Source organism: Flavobacterium sp. GL_143 (assembly GCF_057834355.1).
The window spans coordinates 248702-274705 of the sequence record NZ_CM174401.1; the positions used below are offsets into that span (position 1 = coordinate 248702).

The window sequence follows — 26004 nt, forward strand, 5'->3', positions numbered from 1 at the left end:
AATGAGAAAAATTATACTAACCCTATTTTTATTAACTTTTCATGCGTTATCATTTAGTCAAGAAAAAGGAAATAAAATATCCATTGAATTTAATAACGTTGATTTAAAAACTGCATTAGAGAAAATTGAAAAAACTACAGATTATAAATTTTATTTTGATACAAATTGGCTTAATACTGTTGATGCCGTCTTAATTAATAAAAATTATGTAAATACTTCGGTTGAAGATATATTAGATAATCTTTTTGAGAAGACTAATCTGAATTATTTTATTTCTGACAAAAAAATAATTCTAACAAAAAATAGCATCATTCACAATTCGCTACCCAACGATTATTTTGGGTCTTCATCAACTCCACAAATAGATAAAACTGAGAATAAAGACTCTGCAAAACCAATATTTCATCAACAATATGATACAATAATACACAACAATATTAATTCTGGCATAACTTACATTGGTAAAGAAAAAAAGGGAGGAGAATTAAAATCATATACTCTTTCTGGTTTTATAAAAAATGAAAAAACAAAAAAACCTCTTTCTAACGTTACGATTAGAATACGTGATAAAAACACAAGCACAGTTACCAATAATGAAGGATACTACACTATTGAAGCCCCATATGGTCTTAATTATATTGAAATAGAGTCAATCAGTCACAAAAAAAATACGGAGACTGTCATGATTTATGGCAATGGAAAACTAGACGTAACTCTTTATGAGAACATAAATGAATTAGATGAAGTTATCATAAAGAAAGACGCAAATAAAAACGTAAAGAATGTCATTGCTGGAGTTTCTACTATAGATGTAGAAGGAATAAAGAATGTTCCTCTAGTTCTTGGAGAAAGAGACATTTTTAGAGTAGCTACAACTTTACCCGGAATAAAAACTACTGGAGAAGGTTCTGCTGGTTTCAATGTTAGAGGAGGTAAAGATGATCAAAATCTTATCCTTTTAGATAATGCCGTTTTATATAATACATCTCATTTTTTAGGATTTTTCTCTGCAGTCAACCCTTATACTACCAGTAAAGTGGATATTTATAAAGGAAGTATTCCTGCTCGATTTGGAGGCAGACTATCGTCTGTTTTTGACATTACAACAAAAAATGGTAATCCAGAAAAATTTTCTGGAGAAGGAGGAATTGGATCTGTAACAAGTAATCTTTCTATAGGAACTCCTGTTATAAAAAATAAATCTAGCTTGTTAGTTGGTGTAAGAGCTACTTATTCTGAGTGGATTTTGAAAAAAATAGATAATGAATCTTTAAATAATAGCCAAGCAGCATTTTTTGATGGTATTCTAAAATACAATCATAAAATAAATACCAACAATACTATTGAATCTACCTTATATTATAGCAAAGATCGTTTTAGTATCTCTTCAGATTCTGTTTATAAATATAGTAATGCCCTAATTTCATTAAAATGGAACCATGCATTTAACAACAAAAGTAAAGCTGACTTAATTTTTACAAATAGCGAATACAAATTCAATATCGACTATGATAATGGAGGAATGAATTCTTTTGATTACGGTTATAAATTAAATGAAACTCAAGTTATATTAAATGGTAATTATACACCAAATAATAAGCACGCTTTTAATTATGGAGTTTCAAGCAAACTGTATAATGTTGAACCTGGATATCTCAACCCAAAAAATCCCAACTCTACATTAATTCCAATAACTATAGCTGACGAAAAAGCAGTAGAATCTGCAGTTTACATTTCGGACAATTATAATCTAAGTGAAAAAATATTAGTTAGTATGGGGCTGCGTTATTCAACATATTCAGCACTAGGAGAATCAACACAAAGAATTTACGGAGATAATACTCCTGTTAATGATAATACCGTTGTTGGTACCCAATATTACAAAAAAAATGAAGTGATTAAAACTTATGGTGGATTTGAACCCAGACTAGCAGTACGCTATTTATTTACTGATGATTTCTCTGTAAAGGCAAGCTATGACAAAACGTACCAATACATTCACCTATTAACCAATAATACGACTCAATCGCCTACAGATGCATGGAAGTTATCTGGCTTACACATTGCGCCACAAGATGCTCAACAATTCTCATTAGGTTTTTATAAAAATCTTGATAATGATAATATTGAGCTTAGTTTGGAGGGGTATTATAAAAAATCTAACAACTTACTAGATTATAAAGTTGGAGCCGATTTAGTCTTAAACAAAAACACAGAAACACAATTATTACAAGGTGAAGGGAAAGCTTATGGAATTGAATTGTTACTTAAAAAAAATGCAGGAAAACTTAATGGTTGGTTAGGATATACCTATTCACGTACTTTTATAAAATTAGACACTCAGTTTAATGAGGAAAAAGTAAACAACGGAGATTATTTTCCAACAAATTTTGATAAACCTCATGAGATAAGTGCTGTATTAAATTATAAGTTCACGAAGAGATATAGCGTATCAAGTAATTTTGTATATCAATCAGGAAGACCAATTACCTACCCTATAGGAAGTTATATGTACAATGGGATAGAATATACCGTATATAGTGACCGAAATAAATACAGAATACCAGACTATTATCGATTGGATATTGGTTTTAATATAGAAGGAAATCATAAAATTAAGAAATTAACACATAGTTTCTGGAACATATCTATCTATAATGTATTAGGAAGAAATAATCCATATTCTATCTTTTTTGTAACAGCAAATGGAGAAATTAAAGCATACAAAACTTCCATTTTTTCTGTTCCTATTCCTACGATAACTTATAATATTAAATTTTAACAAATGAAACTAAGAATCCTAGATATTAGATACTTACACAAGTCATTTGTTCTTATACTTCTTTGTCTTACTATAAGTAGTTGTACAGAGCAGTATGCTTTTAAAACCAGTACATTCGAAAATATACTTGTTATCCAGGCAAACATTACGAATGAATACAAAAAACAAGAAATAAAAATTTCCAGATCTTATCGTTTTGAAGAAAATGGGCCAACTAACGAAGAAGGTGCTACTGTTTATGTAACCGATAGTGACAATAATAGCTATCAATTTGGATTTGAAAAAATATCAGGTTTATATGTTTCAAATAGCGAATTTCAAGCAGTTCCGGAAAAAACATATCAATTAAACGTTATCACAAAAGAAGGAAAATCATATTCTTCAAATGTGCAGTCTTTAACAGCTGCTAGTGAAATTCAGGTAGAACCAAAGGTTGCTACTATTGATGGACAAAAAGGGGTACAAATAGTTGTGAGTAGTTATGATCCAGATGCCAAATCAAAGTTTTACAGATATGAATATGACGAAACCTATAAGGTAATTGCCCCGAGCTGGACATCTGATAAACTTATTGTAGCTCCATTTACAACAAATGGACATCCAGATTTTTTGGTTGTTCCCAGAACAGAAGAGACCAGAATTTGTTACACTACAAAAAAATCTGATGATTTATTTTTATTGAATACATTAGGTTTAAGTGAAGATCGAATTAATTACCCTATACGTTTTATAGATATTAAAAGTCCGATTCTTAATGAGCGATACAGCATTATAGTGCGTCAATATGTCCAGAACTTAGAGTCTTATACCTATTATGAAACATTAAAAAGTTTGTCAACTAGCAAAAGTATCTTCTCGCAAGTTCAGCCTGGATTTAACTACGGTAATTTAAAATCAAATGATGATCCTAGTGAAAAAATAATTGGCTTTTTTGAAGTATCATCAATTTCATCAAAAAGAATTTTCTTTAACTTTAGAGATATCTTTTTTGATGATCCATATCCTCCCTATTATTTCGAGTGTTTTATTACTCCATACAGTAACTGCTGGACTGAAAGAGGATGCGGAGGAAACAAAATACTATCTCTAGTTAACGGATCTGGAACTGAGCAAGTATATTATGGAGCTGATGCGAAAGGAAACTTTTATTTTGTGACCGCGCCTTGTGGCGACTGTACCAAAATTTCATCTAACATTAGACCTTTATTTTGGAGAGACTAAATAATAAACATTCTAAAATTGATAGAAATTATAGATTGTTATTGCATTAAATAAAAATGAGATTAAAACACATAGTAATAAATTTCAACAACCAAAGCAAATGGAATTAAGAATCCAACATATCAGATGCTTATATAAAACATTATTTTTTATACTTTTTTGCTTTACTATAAGTAGTTGCACAGAACAATATGCCTTTAAAACCAGTACGTTTGAAAATATACTTGTTGTTCAGGCAAACATTACAAATGAATACAAAAAACAAGAAATAAAAATTTCAAGATCTTATCGTTTCGAAGAGAATGGTCCAACTATAGAAGAAGGAGCTACTGTTTATGTAACCGATAATGACAATAACAACTATTCATTTAGTCTTGAAAAAATATCTGGCCTATATGTTTCAAATAATGAATTTCAGGCAGTTCCTGGAAAAACATATCAATTAAACATCACTACAAAAGAAGGAAAATCATACTCTTCATCTGTTCAGTCTTTAACGCCTGTTAGTGAAATTCAGGTAGAACCAAAGATTGAAACCATTAAAGGAGAAAAAGGAGTACAAATAGTTGTGAGTAGTTATGATCCAGATGCTAAATCAAAGTATTACAGATATGAATATGATGAAACCTATAAGGTTATAGCACCCGATTGGAAACCGGATAAACTTATAGTAGCACCATTTACTACAGATGGTCATCCTGATTTCTTGGTTGTACCCAGAGAAGGAGAATCCCGAGTTTGTTATACCACAAAAAAATCTGATGATTTACTTTTAATGAATACTGTAGGATTAAGTGAAGATCGCATTAATTTACCAATACGTTTTATAGACATCAAAAACCCGATTCTTAATGAGCGTTACAGTATTATAGTACGCCAATATGTTCAGAACTTAGAATCTTATACCTATTACAAAACATTAAAAAGTTTATCTACTTCCGAAAGCATCTTCTCACAAGTTCAGCCTGGATTTAACTATGGTAATTTAAAATCAAATGACAGTCCCAGTGAAAAAATAATTGGCTTTTTTGAAGTATCATCAATTTCGTCAAAAAGAATATTTTTTAATTTTAGAGATATTTTTATAGACGACCCATATCCTCCATATTATTTCAAATGTGAAATTAGTTTGTACAGTAACTGTTGGAAAGATAGAGGATGTGGAGGAGATAAAATACTTTCGATTGTTAAAGGGTCAGGAATGGATGTTTTATATTATGGAAACGATAAAGATACCTTTGCATTTATTACCGCTCCTTGTACTGACTGCACAAAAATTTCATCTAACATTAAACCTTTATTTTGGATAGACTAAAAAAAATCATAAGCATAGTGATGTTAATAGCAATTCACACATTGGCTATTGCACAAAATAGTTCATTAAATAAAAATGGATTTATAAGCAGATCAACTAGCGAAAATATATTTGTTCACTTAAGCACCTCTACTCTAATTACTGGAGAAACGTTGCATTGCAAATTATATGCTGTAAACCCTGAAAATAATAAATTAAGCAGCATTAGCAAAATTGCTCATGTAGAACTTATTGACAGTGAAAATAATCTTATTTTCATGAATAAAATCTATTTAGATAACGGAAAGGGACACGGTGATTTCTTTATACCAACAACTATTAACACTGGTAACTACAAGCTTATTGCTTATACAAATTGGATGTTAAACAAAAAAGATTCTAAAGTATCAGAAATTGATCTTGTAATAATTAATCCCTATCTAAAGAGCGTAAAAAGCAATTCGATCAAAGATTCCAACTCTCAAAAAAACGAAACAAAAGTTTCTGAAACTAAATCAGATTTAGCCTTATCTCCTACTAAAGACCAAACTTTTGCGATAGAATTAAATAAGATAAGTGCAATAAAAAGAGAACAACTTTCACTTAAAATTAAATCCTTAAACACTATTAGCGGTAAAGGAAACTATTCTCTTTCGATAAAAAAGATTGATAACTTACCTTCTAAAAAACCATTAAATTCTTATGAATTTGTAAAGTATAATTCAAATAATAAATGGGCAAATACAATAAATGATACAATCTTATTTATACCGGAACTTAGAGGAGAAATAATATCTGGTACAATTACAAACAGTAAAGATTCAAAACAAATAAACGACAAAAGTGTAGCATTATCTATACCCGGGACTGATTTTGGTTTTAAAATAGTTAAGACAGATCAAAATGGTAAATTCAACTTTATTTTAGATAAAAACCCCAACTACACTAATGTTGTAGCTCAGGTAATAGGAGATGACAAAAATGATTACACTATAGAAATTGATAAAACCAAACCATACACTTTATCAGAGTTAAAATTTACAGATGAGTTAAATCTTACTTCAGATTATAAAAATAGCATTGAAGAAAGATCAATTGCAAACCAAATAGAAAACGCTTATTACTCCATAAAAAAAGATAGTGTAGAAGCCAATAGTAAAGCTGTATCATTTTTTAATCCATTACAGAAAGAGTATATTCTTGGGGACTACACAAGCTTTCCGAGTTTAAAAGAAACAATAACTGAAGTGGTAAAAGAAGTTTATTATCGTGAAGAAGATAAAAAATATAGCCTCAATGTGAGAGACATAAACTATGATTTAAAATATTTTTCTGAGCCAACATTAGTATTAGTCGATGGATTATTAATCCAGAATGTCAACGAATTATTTGATTACAAAACAGAAAATATATACAAAATAAGTGTTGTCCCAGGAGTTTATTTTTATGGTCCAAAAGCATTTAATGGCATCATAAGCATCACTACAAAAAGAAATGATTACGTAAGTAAAGAAACTGGAAACTATATTTTGAAATCTGAAATTCAAAGACCTTTAAATAAAACTATCTATTTCAAACAAGATTATACTGATGGTGATAAATACGACAGAATTCCTGATTATAGATACCAATTACTTTGGCAACCAGACTTAACGCTGGAAAACAAAGAGAACACAATTTCCTTTTTCACTTCTGATGTATCTGGAGAATATGAGATCAATTTAGAAGGCTTTACACAAGAAGGAATCCCTGTATCATTGAGAGAAACTTTCGAAGTAAAATAATTATTTTTAAATTTTTGTAACTTTTTTGCAACTTCATACGTATAACCATTTGTACACTTAAAAATTGAGGAGACAAAAACATGAGACAACTTAAAATCACCAAGCAGGTAACCAATCGTGAGACTGCTTCATTAGACAAATATTTACAAGAAATTGGAAAAGTTGACCTAATTACCGCTGACGAAGAAGTAGAGTTAGCACAAAAAATTAAAGCTGGTGATCAAAGAGCATTAGAAAAATTAACAAAAGCCAACTTACGTTTTGTGGTTTCGGTGGCAAAACAATATCAAAATCAAGGATTAACACTTCCCGATTTAATAAACGAAGGAAATTTAGGTTTGATTAAAGCGGCACAACGTTTTGATGAAACACGTGGTTTCAAATTTATATCATATGCAGTTTGGTGGATTCGTCAATCGATTCTTCAAGCATTAGCAGAACAATCACGTATCGTTCGTTTACCTTTAAATAAAATTGGTTCTATCAATAAAATCAACAAGATGTATGCCTTATTAGAGCAATCTAATGAGCGTCCGCCATCTGCTGAAGAAATTGCTAAGGAACTAGACATGACAGTAAATGACGTAAAAGAGTCAATGAAAAACTCTGGTCGTCACCTATCAATGGATGCACCTCTTGTAGAAGGAGAAGATTCAAACCTTTACGATGTATTACGTTCTGGTGAATCTCCAAATCCTGACAGAGAATTAATTCACGAATCATTACGTACAGAAATCGAACGTTCATTAGAAACATTAACTCCAAGAGAGGCAGATGTAGTTCGTTTATATTTTGGTCTTGGAGACCAACACCCAATGACTCTGGAAGAAATTGGAGAAACTTTCGACCTAACTCGTGAGCGTGTACGTCAGATTAAAGAAAAAGCAATCCGTAGATTAAAACATACTTCAAGAAGTAAAATTCTTAAAACTTATTTAGGTTAAAACTAGCCTTAAAGTTAGAAAGTTTATAAAGTCCAAAGGTTTAGGCTTTAAGACATTTAACTTTCGACTAAACAGTAAACAACAGTTTGATTGACTGTTCGTTTTTTGATTGATGATTGAAACTCCGGCTGATTACCGGAGTTTTATTTTTTTATACCATCAACTATTTCATCTTATAATTGGGCGTGCCCTTCCGTAAAAACTACAGGTCAGGCTTTCGCACTCGCTTTTTTTAAATCATTCCACTACGTTACATCCTTTAAAAAAGAGCTCAAACAATTACTCAATCCCTCACGCAAAACCATTTTAGTAGTCGAAGGTTTTCATGTCTTATATTGAATTTTAAACGCAAAGAACACAAAGCTTTGTGAACTTTGCGTAAATCCTTGTGCCCTTTGCGGTTAAAAAAACAGCATAAAATACCCTAATGAACTTTACATAAATCCTTACGAACTTTGCGGTTAAAAAAATTACCTTTGCAAAAAATAACACAACACACAACTACACAATGAAAAATACACTTATTGCACCGTCTGTTCTTGCTGCCGATTTTGCAAACTTACAACGTGACATCGAGATGATTAACAACAGTCAAGCCGATTGGTTTCATATAGACATCATGGATGGCGTTTTTGTTCCAAACATTTCTTTCGGAATGCCAGTTTTAGAAGCAATTAACAAACATGCAAAAAAAACTATCGATGTTCACTTAATGATAGTTGATCCAGATAGATATATTAAAACTTTTGCCGACTTAGGCGCTAATATATTAAGCGTACATTATGAAGCTTGCACACATCTTCATAGAACCTTACAAGCGATTAAAGCAGAAGGGATGAAAGCTGGAGTAGCAATTAATCCACATACAAACATAGATTTACTAGAAGATGTTATAAACGACATCGATTTGGTTTGTATCATGAGTGTAAATCCTGGTTTTGGCGGACAATCATTTATCGAGAATACATACGCAAAAGTTAAAAAACTAAAAGATTTAATTACCAAAAAAAATGCATCTACAATTATTGAAATTGATGGTGGTGTAACTAATAAAAATGCAAAACAATTAGTCGAAGCTGGAGCAGACGTTCTAGTAGCAGGAAGTTTCGTTTTTAAAGCCGAAAACCCAACAGCAACAATCGCCGATTTAAAAGCATTGACTTCTTTTTAATTTCTTTAGAAGTAAATAAAAATACAAAAGCCGAAGATATCTCTTCGGCTTTTTTTATGCTGCACTTAAAGTGAGATATTAAGAATCATGGCTCAACAAAACTTTAGCCTTTCGATACCCCGTTAAACTAATGTTTCTGTGTTTCTTGAAAAATTTATTAAGATGGCTTTCGTCAGAAAAACCAAATTCATCTACAATCTCATTAATTCGCATATCACTAAAACTTAATCGGTGCTCTATCAATCTAATTTTATAATTTGAAATAAAAGACTGAATCGTTTCTCCACAATGATTCTTGAAATAACTCCCTAAATACGTATCCGATATATCAAATTTCTCTGCTATTGCAGAAGCTTTTAATTTTTGAGGACACAAAATATTAGATTGAATGTAATTTATGATTTCCAAAATTCTTTTATCAGCATTCTCCTTTATCCCAACTGGTTTTATTTTAGCAATATTTCTTGCAGCAATTACAATCAATGCATTTACGTAATGAATAATTAAATCTTCATCATAAATATCTTTGTTATCAATACTATGTATCAAAGATTCTGCAATAGACTTAACAAGAAATTCATCTTCTTTACGATTTAAAATACAGCCTGATAAATGAGTTGCATAATGCAATATACATTCAATATGATCGATACTTTTCGACTTATAATCTCTTACATATTCACTATTAAGTTTAACCAATAAAAACTCTGTAGTTGTAACGATATCAAACGTATGATAATCATTTGGCGTAAGCAACATTAAATTACCCGCTTGATAAGAGATACAATTTCCGTTAATATGAAGAAATCCATTTCCTGAAATAACATAAACCATCTGGAAAAAGCTGAATTGCGAATTTCCGATAGGGCATTCATTAACCTTCTTATAAATTACCTCGACAGATTGGTGCATATTTTCTTTTCTCATCTTGCAAAGATACCTCTTTATCATAAAATTGTACCGAAATATCAGCCATACTCAGTTTATTTTTGCTAAATATAAAAACTTAAAAATGACGCAAAAATTTAAACTCACCAAAAATACAATTGCCTTAATCGCCATTTGTCTAGCCACATTAATGTTCTCACTAGAAATTTCGAGTGTTCCTGTAATTCTCCCAACTCTCGAAAAAGTCTTAAACGCTAACCTTCGGGATATGCAATGGATAATGAATATTTATACAATTGGTTGCACTGCAGTTCTTATGGCCGCTGGAACCTTGGCCGATCGATATGGTCGAAAACGCATTCTTATCATCACTTTAATTCTATTTGGTATTTCATCCCTAATCTGTGGTTTAGCACAAAATGTAACCGTATTAATCATAAGCCGATTCTTTCAGGGAGTAAGTGGCGGTGCAATGCTTATATGCCAAGTAGCTACTTTATCCTATCAATTTCAAGAAGGAAAAGAACGCAGCAGGGCTTTTAGCATCTGGGGAATAATTCTTGGAGTTGGGTTAGGATTCGGACCTATTATTGGTGGTTCAATCACAGCTTTATTATCTTGGGAATGGGTATTCCTGATTCACGTTCCAATAGCTATTATAGCAGCTATTCTTGTTTATAGTAATGTAAATGAATCCAAAGATCCTCAAGCCAAAAAACTAGACATTTGGGGAATGCTCACCTTGTCTATATCCATTTTTGGGCTTACTTATTTTATTACACAAGGTCCAGATTTAGGTTTCTCTAGCCCTATTGCCCTAGCAAGTATCCTTATTGCGGTGATAAGTTTAGTACTTTTTATAAAGGTCGAAAAAACAAACCCTCATCCCATGTTTGATTTCTCGGTATTTAAAAGTCGTAATTTCTCTGGCGCTATCTTTGGCTCAATCGGTATGAATTTTAGTTTTTGGCCGTTTATAATTTACTTACCTATTTATTTCCAAAGTTGCTTGGGTTACGATGTTGTAACAGTAGGACTCTCATTACTTGCCTATACCCTACCTACTCTAATTATACCTCCGTTGGCAGAATATCTTTCAGTTCGCTATCGTTCAGGAATCGTAATTCCTTTGGGATTGTTTATATTAGGATTAGGCTTTATTATTATGAGATATGGTACCGTAGCAGAAAATCCTAGTTGGCTTACCATGCTTCCTGGTTCACTTTTGGCAGGTATTGGCTTAGGCTTAACCAACACACCTGTAACCAATACTATAACTAGTTCTGTATCGAGTAATCGAGCAGGAATGGCTTCGGGAATAGACATGAGCGCACGAATGATTTCATTATCTATAAATATTGCATTAATGGGTTTTATACTAGTCGAAGGAATCTTTTCTCATTTATCAACTGCCTTTTCTGAATCTCTAAATCGAGAAACATTACGTTCATTAGCAGAAAAAATAGCAGCAGGAAACTTTTCTTCTCTCAATCAAGATTTTCCTGAACTAGCTTCATTAGACGCATCAGGTCGAATTGTACACGAAGCGCTTGCACATGGTTTTGACTTAATCCTCTTGTACGGAGGTTTTGGAGTCTGGATTTTAGCATTGATGAGTTTTTATTTTTTTAATTCTTCTAAAAAGACACTAAGAAACTAAGGTACTAAGGTTTTCTGTAGACACACTGAAAAAGGTTCAGAGGGACTGAGGAACTGAGGTACAAAGGTTTCCTATCGATTACGTTTAAAAAACTCAGCTCTTTTTTTAGTTAACCATAAAATAACCACAAACTTGTCTTTCTGAGGAACGAAGGCACGAGCGATAGCGAACTGGCAAAGCAATCTCCGCGAGTGGCTCGACAAGTTTGTGTTAGTTTCTCGCGGAGATGCCTCATTCTTCGGCATGACAAGATTGTGTTTAGAAAGAAAGGTAATGAGTAACAAAGGCTCAAAGATTCCCTATAGACGCACTTAAAAATCCTTTTAATCTTATTAATTCTAGCACAAAAAGAAGACTTTTCATCAGTAAAAACTCCTTTCTAATAATAATCACATTTCCATTTTAGATAAATTATATTTCTTTAAATTTTAACATTTCAAAATTAAGTTCTTAACTTAGCGTAAATTCTTATTTTTTCAGTAAAACAACATCCAAAAACGAGCTGAAAAATAACTCATTCTACATTCCATTTTCTATTACCCATTAGCTAATCAATTAAGACAATATGAAACAAACCTATTTTTATTCCAGTGTATTATTTTCCTGTTCAATATTATTATCAAGTAACATTGGTAATGCTCAAGAGAAAAACAAATATCTAAATGCTGAACAGAGTGATCCTGTAAAAATGGGTTGGATGGTAGGTTCTCCGCCACCTGCTGACCGTCTTGTACGTTTTGATGATGGCAGTTTTTTTCAATTTCCAGCACTAAGATGGAGCGTAGCACATATGCGCCAATTTATGCCAACAGTAAATGTTTCTCGTGGTTTAGGAAATTCAACTCCATTAGAAGCAAATATTAAAAGTGACATTGATCAAATTAAATTCAAACCTCTAAACGAGAAAAAAACAATTTCCTGGGAAGAATCGTTGCAAAAAACCTATGCCGATGGTGTTATTATCATGCACCACGGAAAGGTTGTATATGAAAAATATCTTGGAGCATTAACTACCGATGGACAACATGCTGCCATGTCTGTAACAAAATCTTTTACGGGAACACTTGGGATTATGTTGGTCGAAGAAGGTCTTATAGATCCTACCAAACTAGTTTCAGAATATATTCCAGAACTTCAAAATTCAGCTTTTGGGGACGCAACTGTAAGACAAGTAATGGATATGACTACCGCTTTACAGTTTAGTGAGGATTACGCTGATCCTAATGCCGAAATATGGAAATTTTCGGCAGCAGGTAATCCGCTACCAAAACCTAAAGATTACACTGGACCTAAAACGTATTACGAATACCTACCAACGGTTAAGAAAAAAGGAACTCATGGAGATGCCTTTGGCTATAAAACTGTAAACTCCGATGTTTTGGGATGGATTATTGCCAGAGTTACAGGAAAAACAGTTGCCGAAGTTTTATCCGAAAAAATATGGAAGAAACTAGGAACAGAACAAGATGGTTATTACTCTGTAGATGCTGCAGGTACTCCATTTGCTGGTGGAGGTTATAATCTAGGCTTAAGAGATATGGCGCGCTTTGGACAGTTAATCTTAGATAATGGTAAGGCTAACGGAGAACAAATTATCCCAAAATCGGCAATTGATGACATAAAAAAGGGCGGAAACAAAAAAGTATTTGCAAAAGCAAACTATACATTGTTAAAAGGATGGAGCTACCGAAATATGTGGTGGATAACTAATAATGATAATGGTGCATTTTGTGCTCGTGGCGTACATGGACAACTTATTTATATAGACCCAAAAGCGGATATGGTTATTGTGCGTTTTGCATCTAACCCAGTTGCGGCTAACTCTGCAAATGATCCTTATTCTTTACCTGCTTACGAAGCTATAGCAAAATACCTTATTAAGGGTAAATAATTACCCAAATCATATTGCTTAAACATTGAAAACATTAAATACTAATTAAGCTATATAAATCTAAGATTGCAACCAAAAAGTTAACCATATAAGTGATGTAAGTTCATTTAAGCTAAGTGCTAATTTGTTAGTCAAGCTTATATCTGCTTAAATCACTTAGATGGTTAAAATAATTATATTGAATTATATATAGTGTTTTAGCAAAACTTGAATTATTAATGCAGTGAATGTAATCAAATCAGTACTTCAAACATAGAAGGCAATAGATACTCATAAAATACTTACTTTGCCTTTTTCTTTCCCCAAAAAGGGTTTGAATCAAGTCTCCATATATAAGCAATTTGAAAATTTCCCGAAGACAGTCCTACGTTACCCGTATCATTATTATCTGAAAATGAAGAGAAAATCAGATTATTGACATACGATAATCCGAGGGACCATTTCTCTTTGTTATACCCTATAGCCGTTCTTGGGAAGAATGTGGGATATATTTCTATCTTTTTTTTGCCAAAGTCATCTATTCTTTCCGTACCAAAATTAGCACCTACTGTTACAGAGCCACTGGCAAACCATCTTTTATTTATTGCCCAGGTATAAGCATATCCTCCACTTACTCCAAACTGAAAATTACGCAAGGAATTCTTGTCCTTATGCACAAAAGAACTATCTGAATCTATTTTTGTAAAATAAACTCCACCTCCTAATAAAAAACTCCCTGCCGATTTTAATTGCTTTTCGTTCTGATTGAAAGCAGCTTTATAGGAGAACTTTTTATTATTAAATACATATTGTCCAAACGCACCATATTGCTGAATATTTAAATCTGGATATAATTGTATGTTTTTATCATTATTATCAGCAGTATAAAATCCATGATATTTTTGTACAAAAAGGTCAATTATAAACTTTCGACCATAATTATGAATTTGAAAATCTAATGCTTTGGTTCTTCCCTTTTCTTTATCGTTCATAAAGCTCAAACCATATCCATAACTCAAATTAATTATTGTGTTATTTATAGACACTCCAAAGCCTAAGCTCATAGGGTTATTGGGCATGAAACTTTTAACCTTTCCATCTACTTCTTTTTCCATAGAAATAAGTTTCATTGACATATATGTCCTTAGCGAAAGTTTATTCTCAAAAGGTTTAATGTAAGTCGTATCGATTTGCGCATTGCAAAAAAGAGGAAAAGTAAAAAGGAGTAAAAAAGAAAAATATGATTTCATTGTGTTTTTAGAACGAAAATTAATACCCCTTATTATTTCAAAAAAACTTATTTAACAAGAGTTTATAAGTATATAAAAATAGTACATAATAAATTGATTTTAATCACAAATCTGGGAATTACGTCAATGAAATACGACCATTCGTCAAAATGTTGAGTCCGTTTTAATAGAACTATAATCTATTAACCCGTTGGGTGTAATTCGTAAAAATTTCATTTAACACATAGAAACATAGATTTTATGTGTAAAAAAGAACACAAAAAGAAATACATTTCTTTCACATAGCTTAGCTATGTGCATTTAAAATAAGTGAAACGACTTCTTTTGAGAATACAAAGCCTATGTTTCTATGTGTTAAAATTAATTACACACAACGGGTTCTATTAATAAAAAGAGAGTCAATTTTACAGTTTAATTTTAAAAACAATTCGTAAACTTTAAATAGTTGATTTTTTTTGTATCATTTTAAAATCTGAAACAGACTAAACTATTAAATATTAGGCTTGTAATAGATGCCAACTTAATTTTATGATATATATTCTAAAATTATGAAAAAGACATTTTTAATTGCAATAGCCTTTAGTTTTCTCTTGATTTCTTTTTCTTGTAAAAAAGACAAAGAAGATAAAAAAGCTCAAGCAGAAAATCCTTCTGCTTCAGATTCTACAAAAACAATCGATAATGGTTGGCCACGCGAAGTAACAAACAATGATGCCAAATTAGTTTATTACCAACCGCAGGTAGATGACTGGAAAGATTTTAAAGAAATAACTGCACGAATTGCATTTGCCTTAACTCCAAAAGATGGCAAAGAGGTTCTGGGTGTAGCTTCTCTAAAAGCTGGAACCTTGGTAGATAAAGATGCCAGAAGTGTATTTTTTAGAAATGTAGAAGTTACCGATATCAGATTTCCTGCTCTCGATGAAAAACTAGTTCCGCAAATGGAAAAACTATTTAAAGAATTAATTCCTAAAGGAGGAGATCCTATTTCTATAGATCGTGTAATGGCAGATTTAAGTAAAACCAAAACTCCACCTAAAGGTATAGCGGTTAAAAATGACCCTCCTCCTATTTTTTATAGTACAAGTCCTTCGATATTATTGATGGTTCAAGGAGATCCCGTTTTGGTTCCGATTGAAAAAACAAATCTGAGCTATGTTGTAAATACAAATTGGGATTTATTTTTTGATAAATCGGCTAAGAAATACTATCTATTAGTCGAAAATGTTTGGTTAACTGCTACAGATTTAAAAGGCAAATGGGAAAAGACGACCAGTTTACCTAAAGAAATGAGCAATTTACCATCAGGACAAAACTTTGATGAAGTAAAGAAAATGATTCCTCCACCAACAAGCAATACCTCATTACAAGTTTTCTTTAGTGATAAACCAGCTGAACTTATTGCCATAAACGGAACTCCTAAATTTGTTAAAATACCCGGAACTAAATTAATATATATTGAGAATACGGATAACGATGTTTTTGCAGATGAAGGTGACGGGCAATATTATGTATTATTATCGGGCAGATGGTTTCGCTCTAAAGAGCTTACTGGTCCATGGAGTTATGCAACTGATAAGTTACCTGCTGATTTTGCAAAAATCCCTAAAGATTCTCCTCGAGCAAATGTATTAGCTTCAGTTCCTGGAACACAAGAAGCCTCGGATGCAGTAATGCTATCACAAGTTCCAACAACAGCTATTGTAAAAAAAGCCGATGCCGAAGCCAAGGCTAAAGTTACTTACGACGGAACTCCTCAGTTTAAACCTATTCAGGGTACATCACTTCAATACGCGAGCAACACACAAGAAAAAGTAATAAAGGTTGGAGATTTATATTATCTGTGTTTTCAGGCTGTATGGTTTATGTCTACAACTCCTAATGGCCCTTGGAAAGTAACCGATTCTGTACCTAAAGAAATCTATTCTATTCCGCCTAGCTCTCCTGTTTATAATGTTACCTATGTAACCCAAACAAATGTTACAGATACAACTGTAGAGAGTAGTACTACTGCAGGTTATTTTGGAGCTTTTATTGTAGGCGCGGTAATAGGATCTGTACTTACTTATGGAACTGGATTTTACTATCCTCCATATCTTTATTATGGTCCCGGAATTTATCCTGTATATCGCCCGTGGCCATGTACTTATGGTGTTGGAGCAGTTTATAATCCGTGGTCGGGAGGTTGGGCAGCAGGAAGAGCTGCATATGGCCCATACGGATCTGTAGGAACAGCAGCTTGGTATAATCCTGCAACAGGAAGATATGGTCGTTCGGCTAGTGTACAAGGTTGGTATGGCGGGCGCACCGCAGCTGGTGGTTACAACCCTTGGACAGGAAATTATGGAAGAACAGAACAAGGGCATAATGCGTATGCGCAATGGGGACATTCAGCAGCGTCCAATGGTCGCCAATGGGTACAATCTGGTCATGTAACAACAAGACAAGGAACAGTAGTTGGTTATCAAACTTCTGGTGGTAAAGAGGGCATAATCACACACCATAGAGGCGGAGGAACTACTGTACACACAAACAATAATCTTTATGCCGGACATGATGGACACGTTTATAAAAAAGACAATAACGGTAACTGGAGTCATTATAATAATGGCAACGGCGGATGGTCTAAAGCTGGTACGCTAGGTTCTACACAACATAATGGAGATAAAATCCAGCGTGATAACGTTCAGAAACCAAACCAAACGCTTAACTCTCCTAACAGATCTCTTGGAGGAGAAACTGAACGCAATAACATACAGAAACCGAACCAAACGCTTGGTTCTGGTTCACCTGACAGACCTCTTAGAGAACCTGATCATGATAATACCATACAAGGGCTAAACCATTCGGATTTTGCCAGACAACGTGGAGAAACTCAAACACGAGATTTTCAAAACTTTCAAAGAGGTGGCGGAAATAGATTAGGTGGTGGCGGAGGTTTTAGAGGTCGAAGATAATTAAGCTCTAAAATCAAAACAATTTGATATTAAAAAAATAACCAATTATAAAAAAGGCTAGATACATCATTTTTGTATTTAGCCTTTTTAAATAAATTATTTAATGCAAATTCCATTAATTCCTAAATGTTTCCAGAAACCAAGTTTTATTTTGAATTCGTATTCATACATTTGAATTACATAAAACAGGTAACATGAAAATTTTAATAATAGAAGATGAAGCTGGTTTACGTGAAGTCGTGCAACAATCACTTGAAAAAGAGAAATATATTGTCGAAACCGCACATGATTATATTTCCGGACTAGACAAACTAGGCGCGTACGATTATGATTGTATATTAATCGATATTATGCTTCCTAACGGAAATGGTTTGGACTTACTGAGGGAAATAAAAAATCAAAAGAAACAAAGTGCAGTTATTATCATATCGGCAAAAGATGCTGTTGATGATAAAGTAAAAGGACTGGACTTAGGCGCTGATGATTATTTAAGTAAGCCTTTTCATTTATCAGAATTACATGCTCGAATTAAATCGGCACTTCGGAGAAACAATCACAATGGAGACAATTTAATTGTTTGGAAAAACGTAACGCTTTGCCCAGAACAACGAACAGTTTCTATAGACAATAATGAACTAATCTTAAACAGAAAAGAATTTGATTTACTTTACTATTTTATAATAAACCCAAACCGATTAATTAATAAAACTGCAATAGCCGAATATGTTTGGGGCGACCATACAGATCAGGCAGACAATCTGGATTTTGTATATTCACAGATTAAAAATTTACGCAAAAAACTAAAAGACAGTAATGCCGAAATTGATATTCAGGCTGTTTACGGAATTGGATATAAAATGAATTAATGAAATTACAAAACTATACACTTCGCTATCTCGCACTTACGCTACTTATTGTCATCCCAATTTGGGCTGGGATTTTTTATATGCTGATTTTAGATGAAGTGCATGATAATATTGATGATGATTTAAAAAACTCTAAAATCATTATTATCCGACATGCTTTTGCCGACAAAAAACTATTAAATTCTCCCGAATTTGGTATCAATAAGTTTACTATAAAACCACTTCCTAAAGGTGATTATTCTCGAAAAGATGAATTTTCTACTTCTAAGGAATTCATGGAATATGATAACGATAACGAGCCTATTAGAACATTAAGAACTATTTTTAATGATGATAAAGGTAATCCTCATGAATTAATTATAAAAGCATCGATTGTAGAAGAAGATGAGTTGCTAGAAGATTTACTTCTTGCATTAATTGGTTTGTATGTTATGCTTGTTATTAGCATATTAGTAGTAAACCATTTGCTCTTAAAAAGAATCTGGAAATCGTTTCATATCGTTTTAGAAAATCTTAAAGAGATTAAATTAGGAACTGGCAGCCGATTAAAACCTATAAATTCTCCTATTGATGAATTTAATGTTTTGGCAAAAGAAGTAGAGAAAATGCTAAATCGTAATGAAACAATTTATTCTAGTCAGAAACAATTTATAGAAAATGCTTCACACGAATTACAAACTCCTCTGGCGATTAGCATTAACAAACTCGAATTATTTGCCGAGAATAGTACACTTTCTGATGAACAAATGATGGAGATAGGTAAAATAACAGATACACTGACTCGATTAACAAGATTGAATAAATCGTTATTGATGTTATCCAAAATAGAAAACCAACAATATTCTGAAGAAGAAAGCGTCAACTTTAATAAACTCATATTAGTATTAACAGAGGATTATGCAGACTTGGCAGAATTCAAAAAAATAAAAATCACAGTAACCGAAAATGATACTTTGTTTTTTATGATGAACAAAGGATTAGCCATTGCATTAATTAGTAATTTATTAAAAAACGCCTTGATTCATAATCATCCTGATGGTTTTGTAAATTTTGTAATAAACAAGAATGATATCATCATTTCGAATAGTGGTAATAATTCTCCATTAAATCCTGAAGCTATTTTTGGCAGATTCTATCGCCATACCACAACCAATGAATCTACCGGTTTAGGTTTGTCTATCGTAAAATCTATCATAAATAATTACTCGATTACTATCGAATATTTGTTCACGGGAAATCATCAATTCAAAATTATTTTTCCAAAAAAGTAGTCTTTTATTTATTTTCCTAATTGTTTCCAAATTCTGGTTATACACTTGTACCAGAATTAAAAACATCAATTATGAAAACTAAATTAAACTTGGCTACATGCCTAATAGCAGGATTAGCATTTGGACTTTCTGCAAATGCACAAAAAACAGTAATTACAAAAAATGCTTTACCTGCAAATACTCAGACTTTTTTAAAAACTCATTTTCCAGGACAAGAACCTGTTAATATTATTGAGGATAAAGAAACCTTCTCTAAAGATTACAAAGTTCAGTTTACAAATTATATAGAAATAGAATTTGACGGAAAAGGAAATTGGGAAGAAGTAGATGGTAATCACCAAGCAATTCCAAGTAGTATAATTCCTAAAAAAATAGCATCTTACCTTACTACTAATTTTGCAAATACTGTAATAACCAAAATTGACAAAGGAACTTGGGGATATGAAGTAAATTTAAGTAACGGTCTTGAATTAGAATTTAACTCTAAAGGCAATTTTATAAGAATTGATAATTAACATTAAATACAACAATCATGAAAAAAATAATCTTATCTGGCTTTATAGCCTTAACACTTTTATTCTCGGCAACATCTTGTGATAGCGATGATGATAATGATCATGAAACAATAATTAGTGCCACCGATTTACCTCAACCGGCAACTGCATTTGTTACTACATATTTTCCTGATGCTACTTATAAGCTTATAACTAGACAAAATATTCCTGATGCCGATGGGTCAATTTATGATGTTTTACTAAGTAATAATTTCGACATTGATTTTGATGCTAAAGGAAATTGGATTGATATAGATGGAAATCATCAGGCAATTCCGGTTGCTTTGATTCCTACAAAAATCAATACTTATGTAACTACAAATTATCCTGATCAATTTGTAACATCAATCGATAACGAAAAAACGTTTATAGAAATAGAACTTTCTAATAATCTGGAACTAGTTTTTGATCTTGAAGGAAATTTTCTTCGAATAGATAAATAAAAACAAAACTGCATCATACTCTAAAAGCTCCGAAATTTAATCTCGGGGCTTTTTTTGCTGGAGATTTTAAAATTTTTCTGCCACAAATTACACGAATTTACACAAATTTTTAAGCGTATCGATAGGAAACCTTTTTTAGCCACAGATTAAAATGATTTTTTCACGTATAGATAGGAAACCTTTGAACCTTTGTAAATCAGTACCTCAGTACCTTTCTTTAGCCACTGATTAAAATGATTTTTTTCACGCAGATCCGACAGATTTAAGCAGATTTAATTTAAAAAAATAGTAATAAATAAATCTGCGCACATCGGCTTAAATTTTTTTAAAATCTGCGTGAGAAAAAATTTACCCATTCAGAATAGCTATCGGGGTAAAAGAATAAAAGGAATTTTTCAGCACATTCAGAGAAACCTTTGCGCATTTGCATCTCAGCGCCTTAGAACCTTTTCCTAAAACTTTGCGGTTAATTTTTCGCTACAGATTTCACGAATCTACACAAATCATTAAACCGTTATAAATCACTATAATCTTTTTAAAAACATATCGTCAATAAAGATTAATCTCCCTTACTATCTCTTTTGTAAAAAAAATAAGAATATTCCTAAATGTTTCCAGAATCAGGTTATAATATTGCAGTATAAAAAAATAACAATTTAATACTACTACCATGAAAAAAACATTTTTAACAAGTTTTACAATTTTATCAATTTTACTTTCAACAACTTCTTGTGATAGTAATGAAGACATTATCAATAATGATAAAAATACAATCGAGCCAACTACTCTTCCTACTACGGCAAAAACATTTACAGAAACCTATTTTCCTAATCCTGTATATAAATCAACAGTAAAATTAAATACACCTAGTTTAAATGGAACTATTTATGATGTTTCGCTTGCAAATGGTTTCGAAATAGATTTTGATGCTAACGGAAACTGGACAGAAATAGACGGAGGTAACCAAGCAATACCTACTGCTTTAATTCCAGAGAAAATTAATGCTTATGTTGCTGCAAATTATCCAGGTTTGTTTATCGTACAAATCGAAAATGAAAAAACTAAATACGACGTAGAATTATCTAATGATCTAGATTTAGTTTTTACTACACAAGGAGATTTTGTTAGAATAGATCATGATGGAGATAATCATAATGAAATAGTTATTAACCCTACAGCTTTACCTCAAACTGCAAAAACATTAATTAGTACGCATTTCCCTAATGCAACAATTAGATTGGTAGAAAAACAAAATCAACCAGATGCAAACGGTTCTGTTTATGATGTTTCTCTTTCTAACGGATTTGAAATTGATTTTGATGTAAATGGAAAATGGATTGATATCGATGGAGATCGTCTTGCAATTCCTGTTGCATTAATTCCTGCAAAAATCAATACATATGTTACAACCACTTATCCAGGTTTATTCATAACATCTATTGATAATGAAAAAACATATACTGAAGTAGAACTTTCTAATGATACTGATTTAATTTTTGACACTCTTGGAAATTTCCTTAGAATAGACAAATAAAAATATAATTATATAATACCATTCTAAAAGCTCTGAAATTTAATTTCGGAGCTTTTTTTTTAAGTCTGTGGATGAAAAGGAACGCGGATAAAACAGATAAAAGCGGATTTTAAAAGTTTAAATTTGTGAAAATTTGTGCAATTTGTGGTAGAAAAAATTAATCGAAAAGTTCGCAAAGAATTACGCAAAACACGCAATCCCAAAGCATCGGGATAATCTGTCGCTGAAAAGGAACGCGGATAAGACAGATTCGCTAAAGCGAAAACACAGATAAAAACGGATTTTAAAAGTTTAAATTCGTGAAATTTGTAGCTAAAAAATTAACCGCAAAATTGCCTTAGTCTTAGTCTCTTTGCAGCTCAGAACCTCAGCGCCTTTGTCCCTTTGAAACTGAGAGTCAAAAGTGTAAAAATTAGGTTTGCGAATGTCAGGCGGAATTGAAGCCCCGCAAGTAACTAACATAAAGTTTTTCTTAAATTGCGGAGCCACTCGCGGAGATTCCTCAATTCTTCGGAATGACAAGTTTGGGGTTATGTTGTGATCAAGCCTTTGTCCCTTTGAAACTTAGAACCTTTGAACCTCTCTTAGGCATTGGTGGAAAACCTTTGAACCTTTCTTAGCACATCGATAGAAAACCTTTGTCCCTTTGAACCTGAGAGACAAAAGTGCAAAAATTAGGTTTGCGAATGTCAGGCTGGGCGGAGTCGAAGTTCCGCAAGTAACTAACATAAAGTTTTTCTTAAATTACGGAGCCACTCGCGGAGATTCCTCAATTCTTCGGAATGACAAGATTGTGGTTATGTTGTGATCAAGTATTTGTCCCTTTGCAACTTAAAACCTTTGAACCTCTCTTAGCGCATTGGTGGAAAACCTTTGAACCTTTCTTAGCACATCGATAGAAAACCTTTGTCCCTTTGAACCTGAGAGACAAAAGTGCAAAAATTAGGTTTGCGAATGTCAGGCTGAGGAGTCGAAGCCCCGCAAGTAACTAACATAAAGTTTTTCTTAAATTGCGGAGCCACTCGCGGAGATTCCTCAATTCTTCGGAATGACAAGATTAGGGTTCTGTTGTGATCAAGTCTTTGTCCCTTTGTCCCTTTGCAACTTTGAACCTCAGCACCTTTGAACCTTTGAACCTTTGCCACTTAGCACCTTTAAACCTCAACAGTTTAGAATCTATTAAAAAACAAAAAACCATTCCGCAAAACGGAATGGTTTTTAAAAACAACACTTTATTTAATTTAAAAAATCACTTTTTGGGTTTTGGTCTGGTTGTTATCTAAAACAACTTTAACCACTAAAACTTGATTAGCAGATTTTAAATTATCAATACTCAATTTAGGATTTCCTACCGCTTCTTTCTGATAGAGTAAATTACCTGAAACATCGTAAATAAACACCTGATCAATATTCTGATTAAAAGCATTAACACTTATTACTTTGTTTAAGGTAGCTACCGAAATTCTATTTTCATCCGAATCTAAATCTTGTGTCGCTGGTATTTCTGCTGCCATAATATCTTTTGGAAGAGTTCCTCTCATCTCTGTATAAGAATAAACTGTAGCGCTTTCTGATGCTAATGAGATACATCCTCCACTTTCAGCAAGTACCTTAAAAATATATGTACCCGCTGCAAGACCTTTTACAACTGTACTTGTACCAGATCCTGGTCTAAATCCTATCGCCGGATCACTTTCAATTTCCCATCTACCCGAAGGTAATCCGCTTAAAGCAACACTACCTGTTGAAGCCCCTTCTTTTGATGGCTTAATTTCTCCAATAATCGGAGTTGCTGTCAACGGAATAATACGTACTGACGTTTCATAAGATGTACTGCAAAGAGCATTAACAATATATATTCTACCAAAATAAGTTCCAGGTTGAGCATTTGCAGAGATCATAATTGTGCTTATAATACCATTATCTTCTCTAAAAACATGTGGAGTGTTAGGCTGATCTTCAAGTAAAGCATCATTTGCAGCTTGGTCCCAATCAATATAATAGCTTGTGGGATTTCCAGAGGTATCGCCGTACGATAATCTTGAATTTTGTGAGTTGGTACTTGTACATCTCGGTTCAACCTCAGGAGACAACCTAAAAGAAGGTGTCTTATTTACAACTACATTAAAATCATGATTAATACTAACACCACCACTTGCATTTTTTACAGTCAATGTTCCTACATAAGTTCCGGCAGCTGTTCCGGCAGGAACATTAATCGTAATTGGGCTGGCTGGCAAAGATTCATCTGTAACAGCAGCAAAACTATTTGCAGGAGAAGAATTCCAAACAATACTATATGTTATCGGGTCTCCACTTGTTCCCTTATAAGACAATGTTGTACTTACAGCATTGTTATCAAAACAAACATCCTTTGTCGAAGTAGCTAAGGCTATAGTAGGTATTATTACCTGTGGATTTATCGTTATAGATATTTTTTGCTGTGCATCGCAAGAAGTTTCAGTAGAAGTAATTAACGAACCAGTATAAGTTCCTGGCAAAACATTTGCAGGTATCTGGATTGTATTTAGAATACCTCCACTTGATGAAAAAGCAAATGAAGAGGTAGGCTGATCTGCCAATAAAGCATCATTTGCCGCTTGATCCCAATCAATAGAATACTTAGTAGGAGCAGTAGCAAAGGCCCCTGTGTATTTTAATGAGGCATTTTGTAAACTGCCACTTGTTGCCACTGAGTTAACGGTACCTCCATTAAGAATTGTTGCTAGTAATCCGATGTTTACTTTAAAAACCGTCCCTAAACTAATAACGCCGTTTGCGTCTTTCACAGTTAATGTTCCTCTATAAGTTCCAATATTTGTTCCAGCTGGAATAGTGATTATGATTGGACTAGCTGGTAACACTTCATCAGTAATTGGTACAAAACTATTTGCCGGAGAGGAATCCCAAACAATACTGTATGTTACTGGCGCCCCTGTAGTTCCTGCATAATTTAACTTTGAACTTTGAACTATATTAGTACCTGTATAACAACGATTTTCTGCCGAAGCTGCTAAATCAATGGTTGGTGCCTCACCATTAATCGTTATAGATACTTCATAAAGTCTCACACAAGAATCAAAAACAACAAATAATGTCCCATTGTAAGTTCCAGGTGCAACATTTGCCGGAATATTAATTGAGTCTATAGTACCACCACTCGGGTTAAAAGCAAATAAAGTATTAGGTTGGTCTTCCAATAAAGCATTATTTGCAGTGCTGTCCCAATCAATATAATATTGCTCAGGATTATCCATACTAGCTGAATATTGTAATGTTGTAGTTTGTGAGCTAGCTGCTGTAAAAACTGCTGTGATTATTCCTGTTGTGGTAATTGAAGGCGCTCCCAGAGATGTCTTTACACTAAAAGCTAATGGACTACTTATACTACCATTTGCATTTTTTACCGTTAATGTTCCAGTATAAGTTCCAGTCGGAGCATTATAAGGAACCAGAATTGAAATAGGACTGTCTGGCAACACTGCATCAGTAACTGCTGTAAAGCTATTCGTTGG

Annotated in this window: 17 protein-coding genes; 14 read left to right on the plus strand and 3 right to left on the minus strand. The window is 32.8% G+C overall.

The features are described 5' to 3' along the window. Position 1 precedes the first annotated feature (1 nt). The 6 genes from AC3IPI_RS01040 (at position 2) to rpe (ending at position 9196) form a co-directional block, all read left to right on the plus strand. Positions 2-2782, plus strand: a complete 2781-nt coding sequence (locus AC3IPI_RS01040; RefSeq protein ID WP_489156561.1) for a TonB-dependent receptor — start codon at positions 2-4, stop codon at positions 2780-2782. Positions 2783-2785: 3 nt separating this feature from the next. Next, on the plus strand, positions 2786-4003 hold the full coding sequence (locus AC3IPI_RS01045) for a DUF4249 domain-containing protein (protein ID WP_489156563.1): 1218 nt from the start codon (positions 2786-2788) through the stop codon (positions 4001-4003). A gap of 100 nt (positions 4004-4103) precedes the next feature. After that, positions 4104-5318, plus strand: coding sequence for a DUF4249 domain-containing protein (locus tag AC3IPI_RS01050; protein WP_489156565.1), 1215 nt, complete (start codon positions 4104-4106; stop codon positions 5316-5318). 20 nt (positions 5319-5338) lie between these two features. Further along, positions 5339-7081 carry a hypothetical protein gene (locus AC3IPI_RS01055; RefSeq protein WP_489156567.1) on the plus strand — a complete coding sequence of 581 codons (1743 nt, stop codon included), beginning with the start codon at positions 5339-5341 and terminating at the stop codon, positions 7079-7081. Positions 7082-7161: 80 nt separating this feature from the next. Next, the gene (locus tag AC3IPI_RS01060; RefSeq protein WP_026707723.1) at positions 7162-8025 is read left to right on the plus strand and encodes a sigma-70 family RNA polymerase sigma factor; all 864 of its coding nucleotides are present in this window, start codon (positions 7162-7164) and stop codon (positions 8023-8025) included. Positions 8026-8533: 508 nt separating this feature from the next. Then, on the plus strand, positions 8534-9196 hold the full coding sequence (rpe, locus tag AC3IPI_RS01065; protein ID WP_323488781.1) for a ribulose-phosphate 3-epimerase: 663 nt from the start codon (positions 8534-8536) through the stop codon (positions 9194-9196). Positions 9197-9274: 78 nt separating this feature from the next. Here rpe and AC3IPI_RS01070 read toward each other — a convergent pair whose 3' ends face one another. Beyond that, positions 9275-10123: an AraC family transcriptional regulator gene (locus tag AC3IPI_RS01070; protein ID WP_039119422.1), complete on the minus strand. Its 849-nt coding sequence runs from the start codon at positions 10121-10123 to the stop codon at positions 9275-9277. A gap of 85 nt (positions 10124-10208) precedes the next feature. Between AC3IPI_RS01070 and AC3IPI_RS01075 the strand changes: the two genes are divergently transcribed. Then, on the plus strand, positions 10209-11744 hold the full coding sequence (locus AC3IPI_RS01075) for an MFS transporter (RefSeq protein WP_489156571.1): 1536 nt from the start codon (positions 10209-10211) through the stop codon (positions 11742-11744). A gap of 565 nt (positions 11745-12309) precedes the next feature. Continuing rightward, a complete protein-coding gene (locus tag AC3IPI_RS01080) occupies positions 12310-13635 on the plus strand; it encodes a serine hydrolase domain-containing protein (protein WP_489156573.1) in 1326 nt (441 codons plus the stop codon). A gap of 281 nt (positions 13636-13916) precedes the next feature. Here AC3IPI_RS01080 and AC3IPI_RS01085 read toward each other — a convergent pair whose 3' ends face one another. Then, entirely contained in the window at positions 13917-14864 is a 948-nt protein-coding gene (locus AC3IPI_RS01085) for a DUF4421 family protein (protein ID WP_489156575.1), read from the minus strand. A gap of 548 nt (positions 14865-15412) precedes the next feature. On the opposite strand from AC3IPI_RS01085, the gene AC3IPI_RS01090 reads away from it, so the two are divergent. The 6 genes from AC3IPI_RS01090 to AC3IPI_RS01115 all read left to right on the plus strand — a co-directional run bounded on the left by AC3IPI_RS01090 (position 15413) and on the right by AC3IPI_RS01115 (position 22489). After that, on the plus strand, positions 15413-17821 hold the full coding sequence (locus tag AC3IPI_RS01090; RefSeq protein ID WP_489156577.1) for a dermokine domain-containing protein: 2409 nt from the start codon (positions 15413-15415) through the stop codon (positions 17819-17821). Positions 17822-18015: 194 nt separating this feature from the next. Beyond that, positions 18016-18687, plus strand: coding sequence for a response regulator transcription factor (locus AC3IPI_RS01095; RefSeq protein WP_489156579.1), 672 nt, complete (start codon positions 18016-18018; stop codon positions 18685-18687). Continuing rightward, positions 18687-19958, plus strand: a complete 1272-nt coding sequence (locus AC3IPI_RS01100; protein WP_489156581.1) for a sensor histidine kinase — start codon at positions 18687-18689, stop codon at positions 19956-19958. Before AC3IPI_RS01095 ends, AC3IPI_RS01100 begins: the two co-directional genes overlap by 1 nt. Before the next feature lie 71 nt (positions 19959-20029). Then, positions 20030-20473 (plus strand): PepSY-like domain-containing protein, encoded by a 444-nt coding sequence (locus tag AC3IPI_RS01105; RefSeq protein ID WP_489156583.1) that lies wholly within the window; start codon positions 20030-20032, stop codon positions 20471-20473. Positions 20474-20490: 17 nt separating this feature from the next. Then, entirely contained in the window at positions 20491-20955 is a 465-nt protein-coding gene (locus AC3IPI_RS01110) for a PepSY-like domain-containing protein (RefSeq protein WP_409417355.1), read from the plus strand. 670 nt (positions 20956-21625) lie between these two features. Beyond that, positions 21626-22489 carry a PepSY-like domain-containing protein gene (locus tag AC3IPI_RS01115; RefSeq protein WP_489156586.1) on the plus strand — a complete coding sequence of 288 codons (864 nt, stop codon included), beginning with the start codon at positions 21626-21628 and terminating at the stop codon, positions 22487-22489. 1241 nt (positions 22490-23730) lie between these two features. Here AC3IPI_RS01115 and AC3IPI_RS01120 read toward each other — a convergent pair. Then, positions 23731-25971: a DUF8694 domain-containing protein gene (locus AC3IPI_RS01120; protein ID WP_489156588.1), complete on the minus strand. Its 2241-nt coding sequence runs from the start codon at positions 25969-25971 to the stop codon at positions 23731-23733. Positions 25972-26004 lie beyond the last annotated feature (33 nt).